Source organism: Candidatus Oscillochloris fontis (assembly GCF_004138135.1).
Taxonomy (GTDB): domain Bacteria; phylum Chloroflexota; class Chloroflexia; order Chloroflexales; family Chloroflexaceae; genus Oscillochloris; species Oscillochloris fontis.
In genome coordinates this window covers 39,147-54,454 of record NZ_RYFD01000010.1, presented here as the reverse complement: position 1 = coordinate 54,454, position 15,308 = coordinate 39,147, and the positions used below count along the sequence as shown (strand labels likewise).

General features: G+C 57.3%; 13 protein-coding genes. 10 read left to right on the top strand and 3 right to left on the bottom strand.

Annotation, left to right across the window (positions count from 1 at the left end; translation table 11 throughout):
• Nucleotides 1-164 precede the first annotated feature (164 nt).
• Both EKD03_RS06160 and EKD03_RS06155 read left to right on the top strand, forming a co-directional pair.
• Entirely contained in the window at nt 165-710 is a 546-nt protein-coding gene (locus EKD03_RS06160; RefSeq protein WP_129628663.1) for a helix-turn-helix domain-containing protein, read from the top strand.
• Nucleotides 711-719: 9 nt separating this feature from the next.
• On the top strand, nt 720-1,907 hold the full coding sequence (locus EKD03_RS06155; RefSeq protein WP_129628661.1) for an AI-2E family transporter: 1,188 nt from the start codon (nt 720-722) through the stop codon (nt 1,905-1,907).
• Nucleotides 1,908-2,005: 98 nt separating this feature from the next.
• Here EKD03_RS06155 and EKD03_RS06150 read toward each other — a convergent pair whose 3' ends face one another.
• Entirely contained in the window at nt 2,006-2,506 is a 501-nt protein-coding gene (locus EKD03_RS06150; RefSeq protein WP_129628659.1) for an HD domain-containing protein, read from the bottom strand.
• A 530-nt stretch (nt 2,507-3,036) separates the two neighbouring features.
• Here EKD03_RS06150 and lipB point away from each other — a divergent pair.
• The 3 genes from lipB (at nt 3,037) to hemW (ending at nt 6,200) form a co-directional block, all read left to right on the top strand.
• Nucleotides 3,037-3,732, top strand: a complete 696-nt coding sequence (lipB, locus tag EKD03_RS06145) for a lipoyl(octanoyl) transferase LipB (RefSeq protein ID WP_174842821.1) — start codon at nt 3,037-3,039, stop codon at nt 3,730-3,732.
• Nucleotides 3,729-4,598, top strand: coding sequence for a lipoyl synthase (lipA, locus tag EKD03_RS06140; RefSeq protein WP_129628655.1), 870 nt, complete (start codon nt 3,729-3,731; stop codon nt 4,596-4,598). The genes lipB and lipA overlap by 4 nt, the downstream gene beginning before the upstream one ends.
• Nucleotides 4,599-5,012: 414 nt before the next feature.
• Nucleotides 5,013-6,200: a radical SAM family heme chaperone HemW gene (gene hemW / locus EKD03_RS06135; protein WP_129628653.1), complete on the top strand. Its 1,188-nt coding sequence runs from the start codon at nt 5,013-5,015 to the stop codon at nt 6,198-6,200.
• On the opposite strand, the gene EKD03_RS06130 is transcribed toward hemW, so the two are convergent.
• Together EKD03_RS06130 and EKD03_RS06125 are read right to left on the bottom strand one after the other, a co-directional pair.
• Entirely contained in the window at nt 6,197-6,934 is a 738-nt protein-coding gene (locus EKD03_RS06130) for an EI24 domain-containing protein (RefSeq protein WP_129628651.1), read from the bottom strand. The two genes, hemW and EKD03_RS06130, sit on opposite strands and share 4 nt — an antisense overlap.
• A 6-nt stretch (nt 6,935-6,940) precedes the next feature.
• Nucleotides 6,941-8,308, bottom strand: a complete 1,368-nt coding sequence (locus EKD03_RS06125) for an NAD(P)/FAD-dependent oxidoreductase (protein WP_129628649.1) — start codon at nt 8,306-8,308, stop codon at nt 6,941-6,943.
• 328 nt (nt 8,309-8,636) lie between these two features.
• On the opposite strand from EKD03_RS06125, the gene EKD03_RS06120 reads away from it, so the two are divergent.
• From EKD03_RS06120 to EKD03_RS06100, 5 genes are all read left to right on the top strand, one after another.
• On the top strand, nt 8,637-9,296 hold the full coding sequence (locus tag EKD03_RS06120) for a cytochrome c3 family protein (RefSeq protein ID WP_129628647.1): 660 nt from the start codon (nt 8,637-8,639) through the stop codon (nt 9,294-9,296).
• A 73-nt stretch (nt 9,297-9,369) separates the two neighbouring features.
• On the top strand, nt 9,370-12,468 hold the full coding sequence (locus EKD03_RS06115) for a TAT-variant-translocated molybdopterin oxidoreductase (RefSeq protein WP_238613414.1): 3,099 nt from the start codon (nt 9,370-9,372) through the stop codon (nt 12,466-12,468).
• Between the two features lie 11 nt (nt 12,469-12,479).
• A complete protein-coding gene (gene nrfD / locus EKD03_RS06110) occupies nt 12,480-13,946 on the top strand; it encodes an NrfD/PsrC family molybdoenzyme membrane anchor subunit (protein WP_129628645.1) in 1,467 nt (488 codons plus the stop codon).
• 127 nt (nt 13,947-14,073) lie between these two features.
• Complete coding sequence (locus tag EKD03_RS06105) at nt 14,074-14,619, top strand: DUF3341 domain-containing protein (protein WP_129628643.1); 546 nt, start codon at nt 14,074-14,076, stop codon at nt 14,617-14,619.
• A gap of 10 nt (nt 14,620-14,629) precedes the next feature.
• On the top strand, nt 14,630-15,259 hold the full coding sequence (locus EKD03_RS06100) for a c-type cytochrome (RefSeq protein WP_238613413.1): 630 nt from the start codon (nt 14,630-14,632) through the stop codon (nt 15,257-15,259).
• The last annotated feature ends 49 nt before the right edge of the window (nt 15,260-15,308 follow it).

The following is a 15,308-nucleotide window of genomic DNA, read 5'->3' as shown; positions in this document are numbered from 1 at the left end:
GGCCTTGACATTGCCGATTCTTGTGGCGTATAATACAACGAGCGCCATGATTCTTGTTCTCTCTGATGCCTGAATCGTACAATGTTTTTCCCGTGAGTTACGGTTTTAGAACTTCCCAAGCTTCCCGGAAGTTCAGAAAACCATAGCTTAAAGGTAGTAGTCCTATGTCACTCGGACAAAAAATTGGTCGCCTCCGCCAGGAGCGTGGCCTCACACTCCAAGAAGTATCCGACGGCTCAGGGCTTACGCCCTCCTTCTTGAGCCGCCTTGAGCGCGATAAAGTCAACATCTCGGTCGCCAATCTGCGCAAACTGGCCCAGTTTTTCAGTGTGCAGATGACCCATTTCTTCGAGGGTGAAGATAGCCAGCAGGCCGGTCAGGTGCTCACGCTCGCGGATCGCGTGCGCCTCAGCCTTGATGATGCCCCGGTGCAGGTCTATGCACTCTTGCCCCCCAACAGCGATCTCGAAGCGCGCATGATCGAGGCCCGCCCCGGCAGTGGCCAACAGGGCTTCTCTGGGCGCGGCAGCCAGATGGTGCTGGTGCTTCAAGGCCAATTACGCTACACCTTGGGCGATGAGGAGTATACGCTGAATATGGGGGATACGCTCTTCTACCGTGATGATATGGCCCATAGCTGGATCAATAGTGGCGAGACGCTGGCGGTAGTGCTGACGGTGAGCGCCTTGGCTGGCCGTGAAGAGCGCTAGTTTCTAACGATGACACTGCTGAAGATTCTCTTTAGCCACCTCACACCCCGCCGGGTCGCACGCTGGGTGCTGGTCTGCGGCGCGTTCATCATCGTTGGCTGGCTACTCCTGAGTGCCATCGGCGCACTTACGCCCTTCGTCATCGGGATTGTGCTGGCCTACTTGCTCCTCCCGCTGGTCAATCGCCTCAATACCGGTATGCCGCGTTGGGCCGCGATTCTGGTAGTCTATCTGGGGACGTTGGTGGTACTGGTGGGTTTCTTTGCCTATATCGTCCCGCCCCTGATCAATCAGATTAGTCAGTTGATTAGTGCCCTGCCCACGATTGCCCAGATCCAGAGTTGGTCAGAAATAGTGATGGAGGAGTATCAACAGATCCTCGCTACTTTGCCCGATTCGATGCGCACTGAGGTCGAGCAGAATATTGCCGTGCTGGTCAATAATGCCCTCACCTCCCTGCGCACCAACTTTGTGAGCTATATGCAGGGGATCGGTACCTTCCTGATCAATAGTCTGCTCTCGGCAGTCAATACCGTCACCTTCCTGCTCGGCTTCTTCCTCATTCCCTTCTGGCTCTTTTATGTCCTCATGGATCAAAAGGCCGGGGTTGAGACCCTAGATCGCATGCTCCCCGATTGGCTGCGTCCCGATTTTTGGGGCTTGATCAATATTGTTGATCACGATGTCAGTGGGTATGTCCGTGGGCAACTGATCTTGGGGCTTGCGGTGGGGTCTGCTGCTGGCGCGGGCCTTGTGATCCTCGATCTCTTCGGCCTGGAGGTGGACTACATCCTCCTCCTCGCGGTAGTCGCCGGGTTTACCGAGCTGGTTCCGATTATTGGCCCCATCCTTGGGGCTATCCCGGCCATTATTCTCGGTTTTATGGATTCACCTGCGACCGGTATTGCGGTTCTTAGTCTGTACATCCTCATCCAGCAACTCGAGAACAATTTCCTCGTCCCGCGCATCGTTGGCGATAGCGTTGGTCTGCATCCGGCGGTTCTCATGGTGCTGCTGGTGGTCTGCTCACAGGTCTTTGGCTTGCTGGGGGCCATCCTCTCCGCCCCACTCGGTGCGATCTCGCGTGATCTCTTCAGCTACCTCTATGGCCGCCTCAGCGAGCCGCCTAGCCCCGCTGGCCTCCTTCCGGCTCGCATCCGTGGCCATGATCCTACCCCGCTACCTGCGCAGGAATAAAAAAGGGGCGCGTCGCGACGCGCCCCTCCATGCCTCAAGCTAAAAAGATCTCGGCTTGGGGCTACGCCCCAAACCCATGGGCTTAGCTTGAGGTGCCCCTACGTCACATTCTGCCACAATCGCCGCATTCGGCGTCGCCGCTTCCCCGCGTAGAATGGGTCGGTCTGGCATAGTCGCTGCCGCTCGCGGAGACTCTGTCCCGTAAACAGCCCGCTCACAAATGTGGTCATGTCGGTCAACGAGGCGATCTTGTCGGCGACCACTAGCACCCAGCCCTCGCGGGTGGTTGGCTTGGGGCCAATTGGGTACATGTGGCTGATGATTGCTGCCGAAACTTCGTGTGGTTCACCAAGGGTGGCCGCTACCTCTGCCGCAATCGCACCATGCGTGCTGAGGGTGCCTAACCGTGAATCCAGATCATGCAGAATCGCAGCACGCACACAGGTGCGCCGATCCGCACGAAAGATCCGTGCGAGACGGTATGAGTAACGGACAACGCGCATCATGTGGTCGTGCTTGGAAACACTGTGGTGCATGTGGTGACGTGTCTCGACAACTCGTGGGTGTGCAGCCAGATCGGCGATCAGGGGTTCGTACATCCAGCATCTCCTGAGGCGAAGTATTGGGGGAATTGCATAACCAGACGTCTGCAAACCGCCATTGGTTGCACTTCGTATTGTATCATAGCTCCGATCCAATCTGCTACCACAGACATGAGCTTTAGGGCTACCGCCCCTCAAAACCACGCTTGGGGCTGCGCCCGCCAACATGGTTGGGGTTTCCCCGGTCATCTGGGGGGCGATGCTTCGCCCCTACGGGATGCCGGGGCATGGCGGGGCACCTGTGGCGGGGCGGGGGAACATTATGCCGGGGCATGGTGGGGCACCCGTGGCATGTACGGGGAATGGCGAGGGTTCATGTAGGGGCGAAGCATCGCCCCCAACATGGTTGGGGTTTCCCCCGGTCATCTGGGGGGCGATGCTTCGCCCCTACGGACTGGGCCAGGATATTTCATGTCGGCTGGAAGATGGTGCTCCCTTCAGGCTTAATCGAATATCTATGAGGCTTCGCCGCCCCTGAACCTCCACCAAAGGTGATCGAGCATGATACAATATTCCCTATGACTACTCTGCGCCCGGTTACACTGATTCGCCCCGGTTGTCTTGACTACTCCCAGTCGTGGGGCATGATGCGCCACTATGCCGCTGAACGCTCCGCTGGCCGTGGTGATGATACGCTGATTATTCTCCAACATCCGCCCACGATTACCCTCGGTAATAAGGCGCGCCCTGAACATATTCTTGCGCCACCTGAGGTCTTGGCGGCGCGTGGCATCGCACTCGTCCAGACTGATCGCGGGGGCGATGTGACGTACCACGCTCCCGGCCAGATTGTCGGCTACCCCATCCTCAAGCTCTCGCAGCACGGCGGCGATATTGGTCGCTATGTGCGTAATATTGAGGAGGTCATCATCCGGACTCTGGCCGAGTTCGCGCTCGTTGGCCAGCGCATCCCCGGCCTCACCGGGGTCTGGGTGCAGGATGGCCGCGCCAAGATTTGTGCGATTGGAGTTAAACTGAGTGCCGCCGGTGTCACCAGCCACGGCTTCGCGCTCAATGTCAATCCCGACCTGCACGGCTTTGCTCAGATCATCCCCTGTGGTATTGGTGAGCGTGGGGTTACGTCACTCCAAGCGTTGTTGGGCTACCCCGTTACTCCTGATCAGGTTGAGCCGATTCTCTTACACCATTTTGCGATGCTCTTTGAGGTCAGTCTGCTTGAACCCGTAGCTGCCCCGTTGAACGCTGAAGGTATATCTCTATGACCACCACGACTCCCCGTCGGCCTGCCTGGCTTAAGGCCCGCGCACCCTCCGGCGAAAACTATAGCGATGTCTTGACTCTGATGCGCCAAAAGGGGCTGCATACGGTCTGTGAGGAGGCCCGCTGCCCCAATATCGGTGAGTGTTGGAACCACCGCACCGCCACCTTCCTCCTCCTCGGCGACATCTGTACCCGTGGCTGCCGCTACTGCGCCATCGGTAAGGGTAAGCCCCAACCTCTCGATGAACACGAGCCTGAACGGGTGGCCGCCTCGGTTGCGCATCTGCGCCTGCGCTACGCCGTGCTCACCTCGGTCAACCGCGACGACCAACCCGATGGTGGGGCGCATATCTTCGCCCGCACGATCCAACGCATTCGCGAACAGACCCCCGATTGCCAGATTGAGGTGCTCATCCCCGATTTCGATGGCAATTGGGCGGCGCTTCAGATGGTGCTTGATGCGCACCCCGATGTCCTCAACCATAACATCGAGAGTATTGATCGCCTCTTCCGCCGCTTTCGGCCCCGTGCTGCGTTCCAGCAGAGTATTGAACTGCTCGCTCGCGCCCGCGCCTTCGACCCCCAGCTTGTCACCAAGAGCGGCATGATGGTTGGGGCTGGAGAGACCAATGCGGAAGTCATTGAGGTTATGGATGCGCTACGCACCGCCGATGTGAACATCCTCACCATTGGCCAGTACCTCGCCCCCGATGCAAGTTACTGGCCGGTGGATCGCTTCGTCACTCCAGAGGAGTTCGCCTTCTTTAAAGATGAAGGTCTCAAGCGCGGCTTTACCCACATCGAAAGCGGCCCACTGGTGCGTTCAAGCTATAATGCTCATGTGCATGTGGGTGCGAATCAACACTAGTCTATACTCGGCTCGTGAATGGGGATAGGTTGTAAACTACCACCCGCCTCAAGGCGGGGGCTTTGCTCTTGCGCGACAGGCGAACCTGCCTCCGAGCAGTACGGCACGTTTACGGGTGCCCTGTCGGGCGAACCCGACAGCGATGGCAGATGCACGGGCATCTGACCCTGAACGTTTTACCTGCCGAAGGATTCCTCGACAGAACCAGCAAGGTTCAGGTGGAAACGTGCGGCAAACCGGGTCCACGGGTGCATTGCCCCGAATTGTGCCTTCGCACATGGACAGTATACCATACCCACGTGGTTGCCCCACACCGCTGAATGCGGTGCGGTGGTGAACACCTACCAGGGAGTGAGGCCGCACAAGCCTCATTCCTCCCACTCGTAAACGGGCGGGTTTCCTGAGGCTAATTCTATGAAACACCTCTACATCCACATTCCTTTTTGTCACCGTCGCTGTAGCTACTGCGATTTCAACTCCTACGCCAACGTGGATGACAGGATTGACGCATATGTGACCGCGCTCTGTGCTGAGTTGGCCATGCTGGCCACGTCGGTCATCCCTACCCCGCCCGTCTCGACCGAGGCGGCTGCACTGCGTCCGACGATCTTCTTCGGTGGCGGTACACCGACGATGCTCACCCTCGATCAGATCGAGCGCATCCTCGTCGCCGCCAGCCAGATTGTGCCACTTGCAGATGCCGAGATCTCATGCGAGGCCAACCCCGGAACCCTGCTCGCTCCCGATTATCTGCGCGGCTTGTGCCAGTTAGGGGTTAATCGGCTGAGTCTGGGCGTGCAAAGCTTACACAATCCTACCCTGCGCATTCTGGGGCGCATCCATAACGCGGAGGAGGCGCAGCAGAGCTACCTCCAGGCTCGTGCGGCTGGCTTTGAATCGATCAATCTCGACTTCATCTTCGGCCTACCCGGCCAAACCCTAGAGGATTGGGAACAGACCCTCGCCGCGATCACTGTCTGGCAACCCGATCACCTCGCCCTCTATTCATTGATCCTGGAGGAGCAGACCCCGCTCTATGCCCAGGTCACCGCTGGGCGGGTTCGTCTCCCCGATGATGATCGCAGCGCCACGATGTACGAGATGGCCTTGGAGCATCTGGCGGCCAATGGCTACCTCCAGTACGAGATCTCCAACTTTGCTCGTACCAGTGCCGCTGGCCCACTTCCTTCGCATGCTTGCCAGCACAACCTCGCCTATTGGCTCAATAGTGACTATCTGGCGGCGGGGGCTGGTGCCTATGGCCATATCACCACCCCGCATGATCGGCATCGTTATGCCAACAGGCTCACCATTGATGGTTATCTGGCAGCCTTGGCGGCTGCGCAGCGTCCAGTGGCCGAGATCATCCCGCTCACTCCCGCCGACCTGTGCGCCGAGACGATGATGATGGGGTTGCGCCTCAACATGGGTGTTGGTGCCGCCCACTTCGCGGCCCGTTGTGGCATGGCTCTCGCTACGGTCTATGGCGGCGAGATTGCCAATCTGGTGGCCCTGGGCTTGCTCGAACAAGATGCGGAGCGGGTATGGCTTACGCCCAGAGGCCGTATGATTGGCAATCAGGTCTTTCAGCACTTTCTCTAATCGCGGTTCTGCTGCTCGATCACCAAGAGTGTCCCTCCAGCCACGCACAGTGGAATTGTCACGAGGTTCAGTAGCGGAATTGAGACCAAAAATGCCGCCAGAAATCCAAAGCTGGAACTGGCGGGGAATGTCTGGCGCACCATCCCTAGCTTGGCGCGGAAGCGCATATGCTGGCGTTCCAGTGGCGCATCGAAGAAATCCAGACACGCAATCAATGCCCCTAGGCAAATGGCGATGGCCGTAGACAGCGTGTTGCCGAGCAGCGGTACGAAATTGAGCAGCAACCCCGGCAGCCCAATGGCGAGCGTCAGCGCCAGTTTTTTGAGTTCAAACAGCAGTGCTCGCCCAATATCGTGGGCCACACGCGCCACCGAGAGCGGTGTCTCGGCTTCTGCTTGCCCGCTAACAATCACCTCCAACCGACCAGCCAACTGCCCATACCAGGGCGCACCCAACACCACCCCAAAGCGCACCATCAGCCAGCCAACCCCGATGGCCAACCCGATCAGGTAGACCACCTTGGCCAGCGTCGTCAAGATCGCGGCAAGGTTGCTCCCGTTCACTCCAAACTGCTCGATCTGGTTCAGCCCGACCATATAGAGCCAAGTGTAGAGCAGAATACCGACCACCACATTCAGCAAAATCGGCACCAGCACAAACCCCCACAACTCGCGGTGCTGTCGGATCAGATGAAACGCCCGCCAAGGGTAGAGCAGACCATTGAGCAAGGGCATAAATGCTTACCTCGTGCTTTCAGGCGGTGATGGACGTTTGCGCGGTTTCAGGCCACTAATCAGGCGCACCCCACGGTCGTAGGTAAAGTAGCTATAGGCCCAATTGAGCAGCACAATCACCCGGTTACGGAACCCGACTAAGAACATCAGGTGTACCAGTAACCAGCCCATCCAGGCCAGAAACCCGCTCAGACGGATGCCGAAGGCATCCATCACCGCCCCGCGCCGCCCGATAGTCGCCATGTTGCCCTTATCGAAGTAGCGGAAGGGCCGCAGTGGGCGACGGCGCGTCTTGGCCAAAATGTTATGTGCTGCCAACTCGGCCATCTGTACCGCCACCGGCGCGATCATCGGATAGGGAACCCCCGGTTTGTAGGTCTCCAGATAGGCCATGTCACCGATCACGAAGACATCGGGATGCTCGGCCAGATTGAGCGTCGGTTGTACCGGTACGCGGCTACTTCGCCCCAATTGCACCTCCAGGCTATCCGCCAGCGGTGCCCCACGCACGCCAGCCGCCCAGATCACCGAGTCCGTCTCTATGCGACTGCCATCACTCAGTGTTACTCCCTGCGCATCAACATGGGACACCATCGTCTTGAGACGCACCTCGACACCCATCTTCTCTAGGCGGTGCAACCCGCTCCGGCGCAGCGTTTCGGGGAAGACAGCGAGAATATGCTCACTCGCTTCAATCAGCACCACCCGCGCTTCGGAGATGTCTAACATTGGGTAATCACGCACCAAAACGTGATGTACTAATTCAATAAATGCACCGGCTAATTCAACGCCGGTTGGCCCACCACCCACGATTACCAACGTCATCAAACGTTGCCGGATCGCCGGGTCTTGTTCACTCACCGCATATTCAAAATTGGAGAGTACATGGTTGCGCAGGCGCTCGGCATCGTCCAGATCCTTTAGCCCATAGGTATGATCGGCCAATGAATCATTCCCGAAGTAGTTATTCGCACTGCCAGCGGCGATGATCAGGTAATCGTAGGGTAGCGCGATAGTGGGGGTATAGACGAATTTGGCCGCACAATCAACGCGGGTCACCTCGGCCATCATAAAACTGACATTACTGAAGCGGCGGATAATCGCCCGCACCGGGTAGGCTACCGATTCCGGTTCGAGGCCCGCCGTCGCCACTTGGTAGAGGAGTGGCCAGAACCCGTGGTAGTTGTTGCGGTCAATCATGAGCACATCAACATCTTTGTTGGCCAGGGCGCGGGCAGCATTGATCCCGCCGAAACCAGCCCCAATGATCACCACCCGTGGGCGTGCTGAAGGCCACGGACGCGCTCCGTTGCGGCTGTAGCGGATCGTCGGCTGGTTGTTTGCTTCGTCTCTCTGTGGCTGATTCTCGGCCATCGCTGTGACTCCTCGGATTGCTCTCCCCCGCATAGCTCGGATGATATATATTTTTTTCACAAAGTCAAGGTAGCTTGAACAGCTAACGCACAATTTTTTTGCACAGTATATACCTGATAGGCGACTTGGTTCTAGCCGACCAGATTGCATCATATGACACGTCCGATCAATTTCATAACTGGCAGATATCATTTTAATAGTGGACATTGCGAGATTTTGACGCACTATTATTGACAACGGATTGGATTCAGTTGACACAAAAGACAAGCGGTTCTATAATTACGCCCAGTTTCCATCTTGCACAGGCACCCATAAGAAAGTCACGAGGATGGGCCAGATCTTCCCACGTAACGCGAATCTGCTCATTCGCCTGAGCATTTTCGCCGGGCTGCTACTGTTCGTTGAGCTCGTACTGATCCTTGGCGTTTACTTCCGCTCCAACTACTTCCGCCAGATCAATGTCGCGGTGGAGCAGCCAATCGCCTTTAGTCACCAGTTACACAATGGTGTCCTTGGGGTTGATTGTCGCTACTGCCACGTGTCCGTGGACAAGTCGTACTTCGCCAACATTCCGGCTACTGAGACGTGTATGACCTGCCACTCGCAGATCAAGACGAACAGTACCAAAATCGCTCCGGTCGTTGAGAGCTACAACACTGGAGAGCCAATCGAGTGGATTCGGGTGCATAATGTGCCTGATTTTGTCTACTTCAACCACTCGATTCACGTCAACAAGGGTATTGGCTGCTCGGAGTGCCATGGGCAGATTAACGAAATGGCGGTTGTTTGGCAGGAACAACCCTTTTACATGGGTTGGTGTTTCGACTGTCACCGCAATCCTGAGCAGTACATTCGCCCGCGCAGTGAAGTCTACAACATGAACTATGTTCATCCTGCCGATCAGTTACAGGTTGGCACCGATCTGGTCAAGCAGTATGGCGTGGCGAGCAAGGAACAGCTCACCAACTGCTCTACCTGCCACCGCTAGTGTGTTGAGATGTGATGCCTGATGCTTGCGCTTTCGCAGCATCAGGCATCAGGCATCAGGCATCATCAACGATATGACAAACTCCATGTTGAACCCCGACCTCGACGCTGTTCGTGCGCAACTGCGCAATGCCCGTGGTCCTCAGCTTTGGCGCTCGCTTGACCAAATGGCGGATACGCCCGCGTTCCGCGAGTTGGTTGAGCGGGAGTTTCCTCAAGGCGCTTCTGAGCTGAACGACCCGATGAGCCGCCGGACGTTTCTTAAGTTGATGGGCGCGTCCCTCGCATTAGCTGGTGTGACAGGTTGTACCTACATGCCACGCGAGAAGATTGCCCCCTTTATTAACCAGCCGCTCGAACGAGTGCCTGGTGTGCCACTCTACTATGCGACCTCGGTACTGCTGAATGGCTATGCCACCGGCGTACTGGTGCGCTCCAATGACGGTCGCCCGACCAAGATTGAGCCGAATGTGCGCCATCCGGGTAGTTCCGGTGGTACGGACATCTACACCCAGGCTGAGATTCTGTCGCTCTATGACCCGGATCGCTCCACCCAGGTACTCAATAAGGGTGAAGTAGCGACCTGGGACGCCTGTTTTGAGGCGCTAACAGCGGCTATCCCGGCTGATGGTGCGGGGCTGCGTTTGTTGACGACAACGGTTACGTCGCCCACGCTGGCCGATCAGATTGCCCAGGTGCTCGAAGCGTATCCCCAGGCGCGTTGGTATCAGTACGATCCAATCAATCGCGATAACGCCTATGAGGGTACTCGCTTGGCCTTCGGTGAGGATGTCACCACGCGCTACGATTTTAGCAAGGCGCACTTGGTGGTCAGTCTCGATGCCGACTTCCTCGCTCCTGGCCCCGGTTTTGCGGCCTATGCGCGCACCTTTATGGATGGTCGCCGCGTGCGCCACGATACCGAGGAGATGAACCGTCTTCTTGTGGTTGAGGCGTCTCCTTCTAATACGGGTATTAGTGCCGATCATCGCTTGCCCCTCAAGGCAAGTCTGGTGGCAGCCTTTACGCAGGCATTGGCGGCGAAGCTCGGTATCCCCGGCGTTAGCGCTGGTGAGGTGCCGGAGGCGGCGCAGCACTTCCTCGAAGTCCTGGCTGAGGAACTTGAGGCTCATAAGGGTAAGGGGAACTCGCTGGTGATTGCTGGTGATCAGCAGCCCCCGCTGGTTCATGCCCTGGTTCACGCCATCAATGCTGAGTTGGGCAATGTTGGCAGTACGGTCATCTATACCGATCCGGTTGAAGCCCGCCCAACGAACCAGACCAATGAGATCTCTAGCTTGGTCAATGAGATATCCGCTGGTCAGGTGCAGACCTTGGTGATGATCGGTGGCAACCCGGTCTATAATGCCCCCGGCGATCTGCGCTTTGCAGAGGCGCTGGCGAAGGTGCCGTTCAGTTTCCACCTGAACTACTATGTAGATGAGACCTCGGCGGCGGTGACGTGGCATATTCCGGCGACGCATAGCCTCGAGAGTTGGAGTGATGCACGGGCCTTCGATGGTACCGCAGGTATTATCCAACCCTTGATCGAGCCGATCTTTGGTGGTAAGACCAGCCACGAGCTTATGGCAGCACTGCTTGGGCTTCCCAGTGTTGATCCGCTCGATATTGTTCAGTCCTATTGGCAGGGCCAGCTCTCCGGTGACTTCGCCTCCGCGTGGCAGGCCGCTTTGGCCACCGGTGTGATCGCTGATACTGCGGCGGCTCCCCGCACGCCAACCCTGAACGAAGCAGGTCTGGCTGGCAGTGTCGCTGCTGCTGGCGAGATTGAGTTGGTCTTCCGCCCCGATCCTTCGATCTGGGATGGGAGCTATGCCAACAATGCTTGGCTCATGGAGATCCCCCGCCCGCTGACCAAGTTGGTCTGGGATAATGCGGCCCTTATGAGCCCGCGCACTGCGATTACGTTGCTGAATTTGCCGTTTGACGCTGCCCAGTTAGTGGGTGGGACGGCTGATAATCAGCACTACCTTGAGAAGTTGCTCGAAGTCAATGGCAAGCTGGTGCGGATTGAATATCGGGGCGGAACGATGGAACTGCCGCTCTGGTTGCTGCCTGGCCATGTTGAGAACTCGATCACCGTCCATTTGGGGTATGGTCGTAGTAAGGCTGGTACCGTTGGTACCGGTGTGGGGGTGAATGTCTACCCGCTGCGTACCAGTGATGCTCCCTGGTTCGGGACGGTTGATGCTGTTACTGATACCGGAGCGACCTACCAGTTGGTCTCGACCCAAGATCACTGGACGATGGAGGAGCGCGATCTCTATCGTGTTGGCCACTTCGAGGAGTTCAAGCACGATCCTGAGTATATCTCCAAGGAGGTCTACCAGGAGGAGTTTGGTACCGACGAAGCTCACTTTGAGCGCATGCAGCCTGGTGTTGATTATACTGACCACAATAACTCGTGGGGTATGACCATCAACCTGACGGCCTGTATTGGCTGCAATGCCTGTGTCGTCGCATGCCAAGCTGAAAATAACATCCCAATCGTTGGGAAGAGCCAGGTGGCGGTGGGGCGTGAAATGCACTGGTTGCGCATTGATCGCTACTTCGCCGGTTCGGATCTGGATAACCCCGACACCTATATGATGCCGATGGCCTGTGTGCAGTGCGAGAATGCACCTTGTGAGCTGGTCTGTCCGGTGGCTGCCACCGTCCACGACTATGAAGGGCTCAATAATATGGTGTATAATCGCTGCGTCGGCACCAAGTATTGCTCCAACAACTGTCCCTACAAGGTGCGGCGCTTCAACTTCCTCCAGTACTCCGACACCGTGACACCAATCCTCAAGCTGTCACGCAACCCTGATGTCACCTTGCGTAATCGCGGTATGATGGAGAAGTGTACCTACTGTGTCCAGCGCATCAGTGGTGCGCGCATCGAGGCGAAGAAGGCAGCCGTGGCAGCCGGTAATGACACCTATACGATTACTGATGATGCAATCGTGATGGCGTGTGAAGCCGCTTGTCCGACTGAGGCCATCGTCTTCGGTGATCTGAACAACAAGGATAGCCGGGTGGTTTCGTGGAAGAGCGAGCCACACAACTACGGTATCCTGGGTGAGTTGAATACTCTTCCCCGCACGACCTATATTGCGCGTATCCGTAACCCGGTCGAGGCGCTGAGCGTCCACGACTCGGCGGAGCACTAGGAGATTAGCCGATGGCACAGGCGCAGTCCATCCGCCCCCAGTCTCAGCCCGACACCGGTGATACCTATCTATTGCCGGGTGAGACCTATAGCTCGATCACGAGTGTAATCGGTGACGTTCCACTGACTCCGCCGATGAAGACGCCCAAGGGCTGGATCTTTGGCTTTGCGGTCTCCGTCGCTCTGCTGATGGTCTTCCTTGTCTCGGTCACTTGGCTCTTGATCCGTGGCGTTGGTATTTGGGGTATCAATATCCCGGTCGGCTGGGGTATGGATATCATCAACTTCGTCTGGTGGATCGGTATCGGTCACGCCGGTACGCTGATCTCGGCCATTCTGTTGCTGCTCAACCAGGGCTGGCGTAACTCGATCAACCGCTTCGCTGAAGCGATGACGCTCTTCGCCGTGGCCTGCGCCGGTCAGTATCCCATTCTGCACCTTGGTCGGCCTTGGCTCTTCTACTGGTTGACGCCCTATCCCAATACCCACGGCCTGTGGCCGAACTTCCGTAGTGCGCTGGACTGGGACGTCTTCGCTATCTCGACCTATGCGACGGTCTCGCTGCTCTTCTGGATCGTCGGTCTGATCCCAGACTTTGCGACCCTGCGTGACCGGGCGACGAATCCGTTGGTGAAGCGCATCTATGGTGTGGCGGCGTTGGGTTGGCGTGGCTCGGCGCTCCACTGGCACCGTTATGAGATGGCTTCGCTCTTGCTGGCCGGTCTCTCCACCCCGCTGGTGGTCTCGGTTCACTCGACGATTTCTTATGACTTCGCCATTTCGCAGATCCCCGGTTGGCAGGTGACGGTCTTCCCTCCCTACTTCGTCGCTGGTGCCGTCTTCGCCGGTTTTGCAATGGTGTTACTGCTGATGATCCCGGTACGTACCTTCTATGGTTTTGAGAGCTACATTACGGTTCGTCACCTTGATGTGATGGCGAAGGTGATGTTAGCTACCGGGATGATCGTGGTCTATGGTTACTTTATGGAGGTTTTTGGTTCGCTCTACAGCAGCAGTAAGTACGAGCAGTACCTCCTCTATAACCGTCTGCATGGCCCTAGCGCTTGGGCGTACTACGGTCTGCTCTTCTGTAACGCGGTGGCCATCCAGCCGCTCTGGTTCCGCCGCGTGCGCCAGAACATCCCCGCCCTGATGATCATCTCAACGATTGTCAGTATCGGTATGTGGCTGGAGCGCTATGTGATTATCGTTATCTCGCTGGAGCGCGAGTTCCTGCCCTCATCCTGGGATCGCTACATCCCGACAATCTGGGACTGGTCGCTCTACCTGGGTACGATGGGTCTCTTCTTTACCCTAACCTTCCTGTTCATCCGTGTTCTGCCGATGATTAACATCTTTGAAATTCGGATGTACCTGCACCAGGAGACGGAGCGTGCCCATCGCCGTGAGGCTGCGCTCCACGGTCATGGCCACGATCACGGCCACGATCACGCGCATGGTACGGCTTCGGCTGACTAGGGCTGTGGTTATTGAATAGTCGTATGGGGAGCTAGGCTCCGGCTGATGCTCCCCCCCGGCCCTCGGCTCTCGTCTACTAGTTGTGCGAGGTTGGCAGGATCAGCCGACTATCGCCTCGGTGAGAACTATGCAAGCATCCAGCGATATCTATGGTGTGATGGCTGAGTTTCCCAGCCCAAGCGCCCTGATCGAAGCCTCCAAGAAGGCACGCGAGGCCGGCTACCGGAAGATGGATGCCTACTCGCCCTTCCCAATCGAGGAGGTGTCCGAGGAGGTCGCTCCCGGTGATACGGGGGTACCACGGATTGTCCTCATTTGTGGCTTGACCGGTGCTGCCACCGGTTTTATTACCCAGGCAATGTCCCAGTTTGTTGATTACCCGCTGATTATTGGTGGTCGTCCAAATAACATCACCAACTGGGCGGCGATGATCCCCATGACATTTGAGTTTGGTATCCTCTTCTCCGCCTTCGGTGCGGTGTTCGGGATGCTGGCGCTCAATGGGTTGCCGACACTCTACCATCCGACTTTTAACGCTCCGCGCTTTGAGCGCGCTTCACAGGATGCATTCTTCCTGTGTATTGAGTCGACGGATCCGCTCTTCGACCGTGCGCAGACTTCGCAGTTCCTGCGCAGCCTGAACCCGCTCCAGGTTTCTGAAGTCACGCACTGAGGATGTTCCGATGCAGACGCTACGCTCGCGCCGCTCTTTACTCGCCCGGCTTGTTCGCTATAGCTGGGTCGGGCTCCTGGGGATGTTGCTGACCGCATGCCATACCGACATGTATAATCAGGCCAAGCTCCAGACCTATGAGCCCAGCACGTTCTTCGCCGATGGGCGAGCCTCGCGACCAGTGGTTGCCGGGGCGGTGGTGGTTGGTCAGGATGAGGTTGATACCTTCCTCAATACTGGCAAAATTGATGGGGAGTTGGTAGATATGATGCCCTTCCCAGTGACGGCTGATTTGCTGGCGCGGGGCCAGCAGCAGTACACAATCTACTGCTCGGTCTGTCACGGTGTCGCTGGTCTTGGGCAGAGTGCCGTGGCTGAGCGCGGTGCGATTGTACCGGCCAATTTCCATCAGCAGCGACTGCGTGATGTGCCGGTCTCCCACTTCTTTGATATTATCACCAACGGTGTTTATCGTGGTGATCCGACCAAAGATGGCTACCAGTCCATGTTTAGTTATGCCTCGCGCGTGAAGGTTGAGGATCGCTGGGCGATTGCAGCCTATATTCGTGCCCTCCAACTTAGCCAAAACGCGACGGTTGACGATGTGCCGCTCGATATGCGCGACCAGCTTGGTCAGTAAATAGGTGATCGCTCGGCGTCGGTCATCCCGGCGCGTTAGAAGGCTCTTC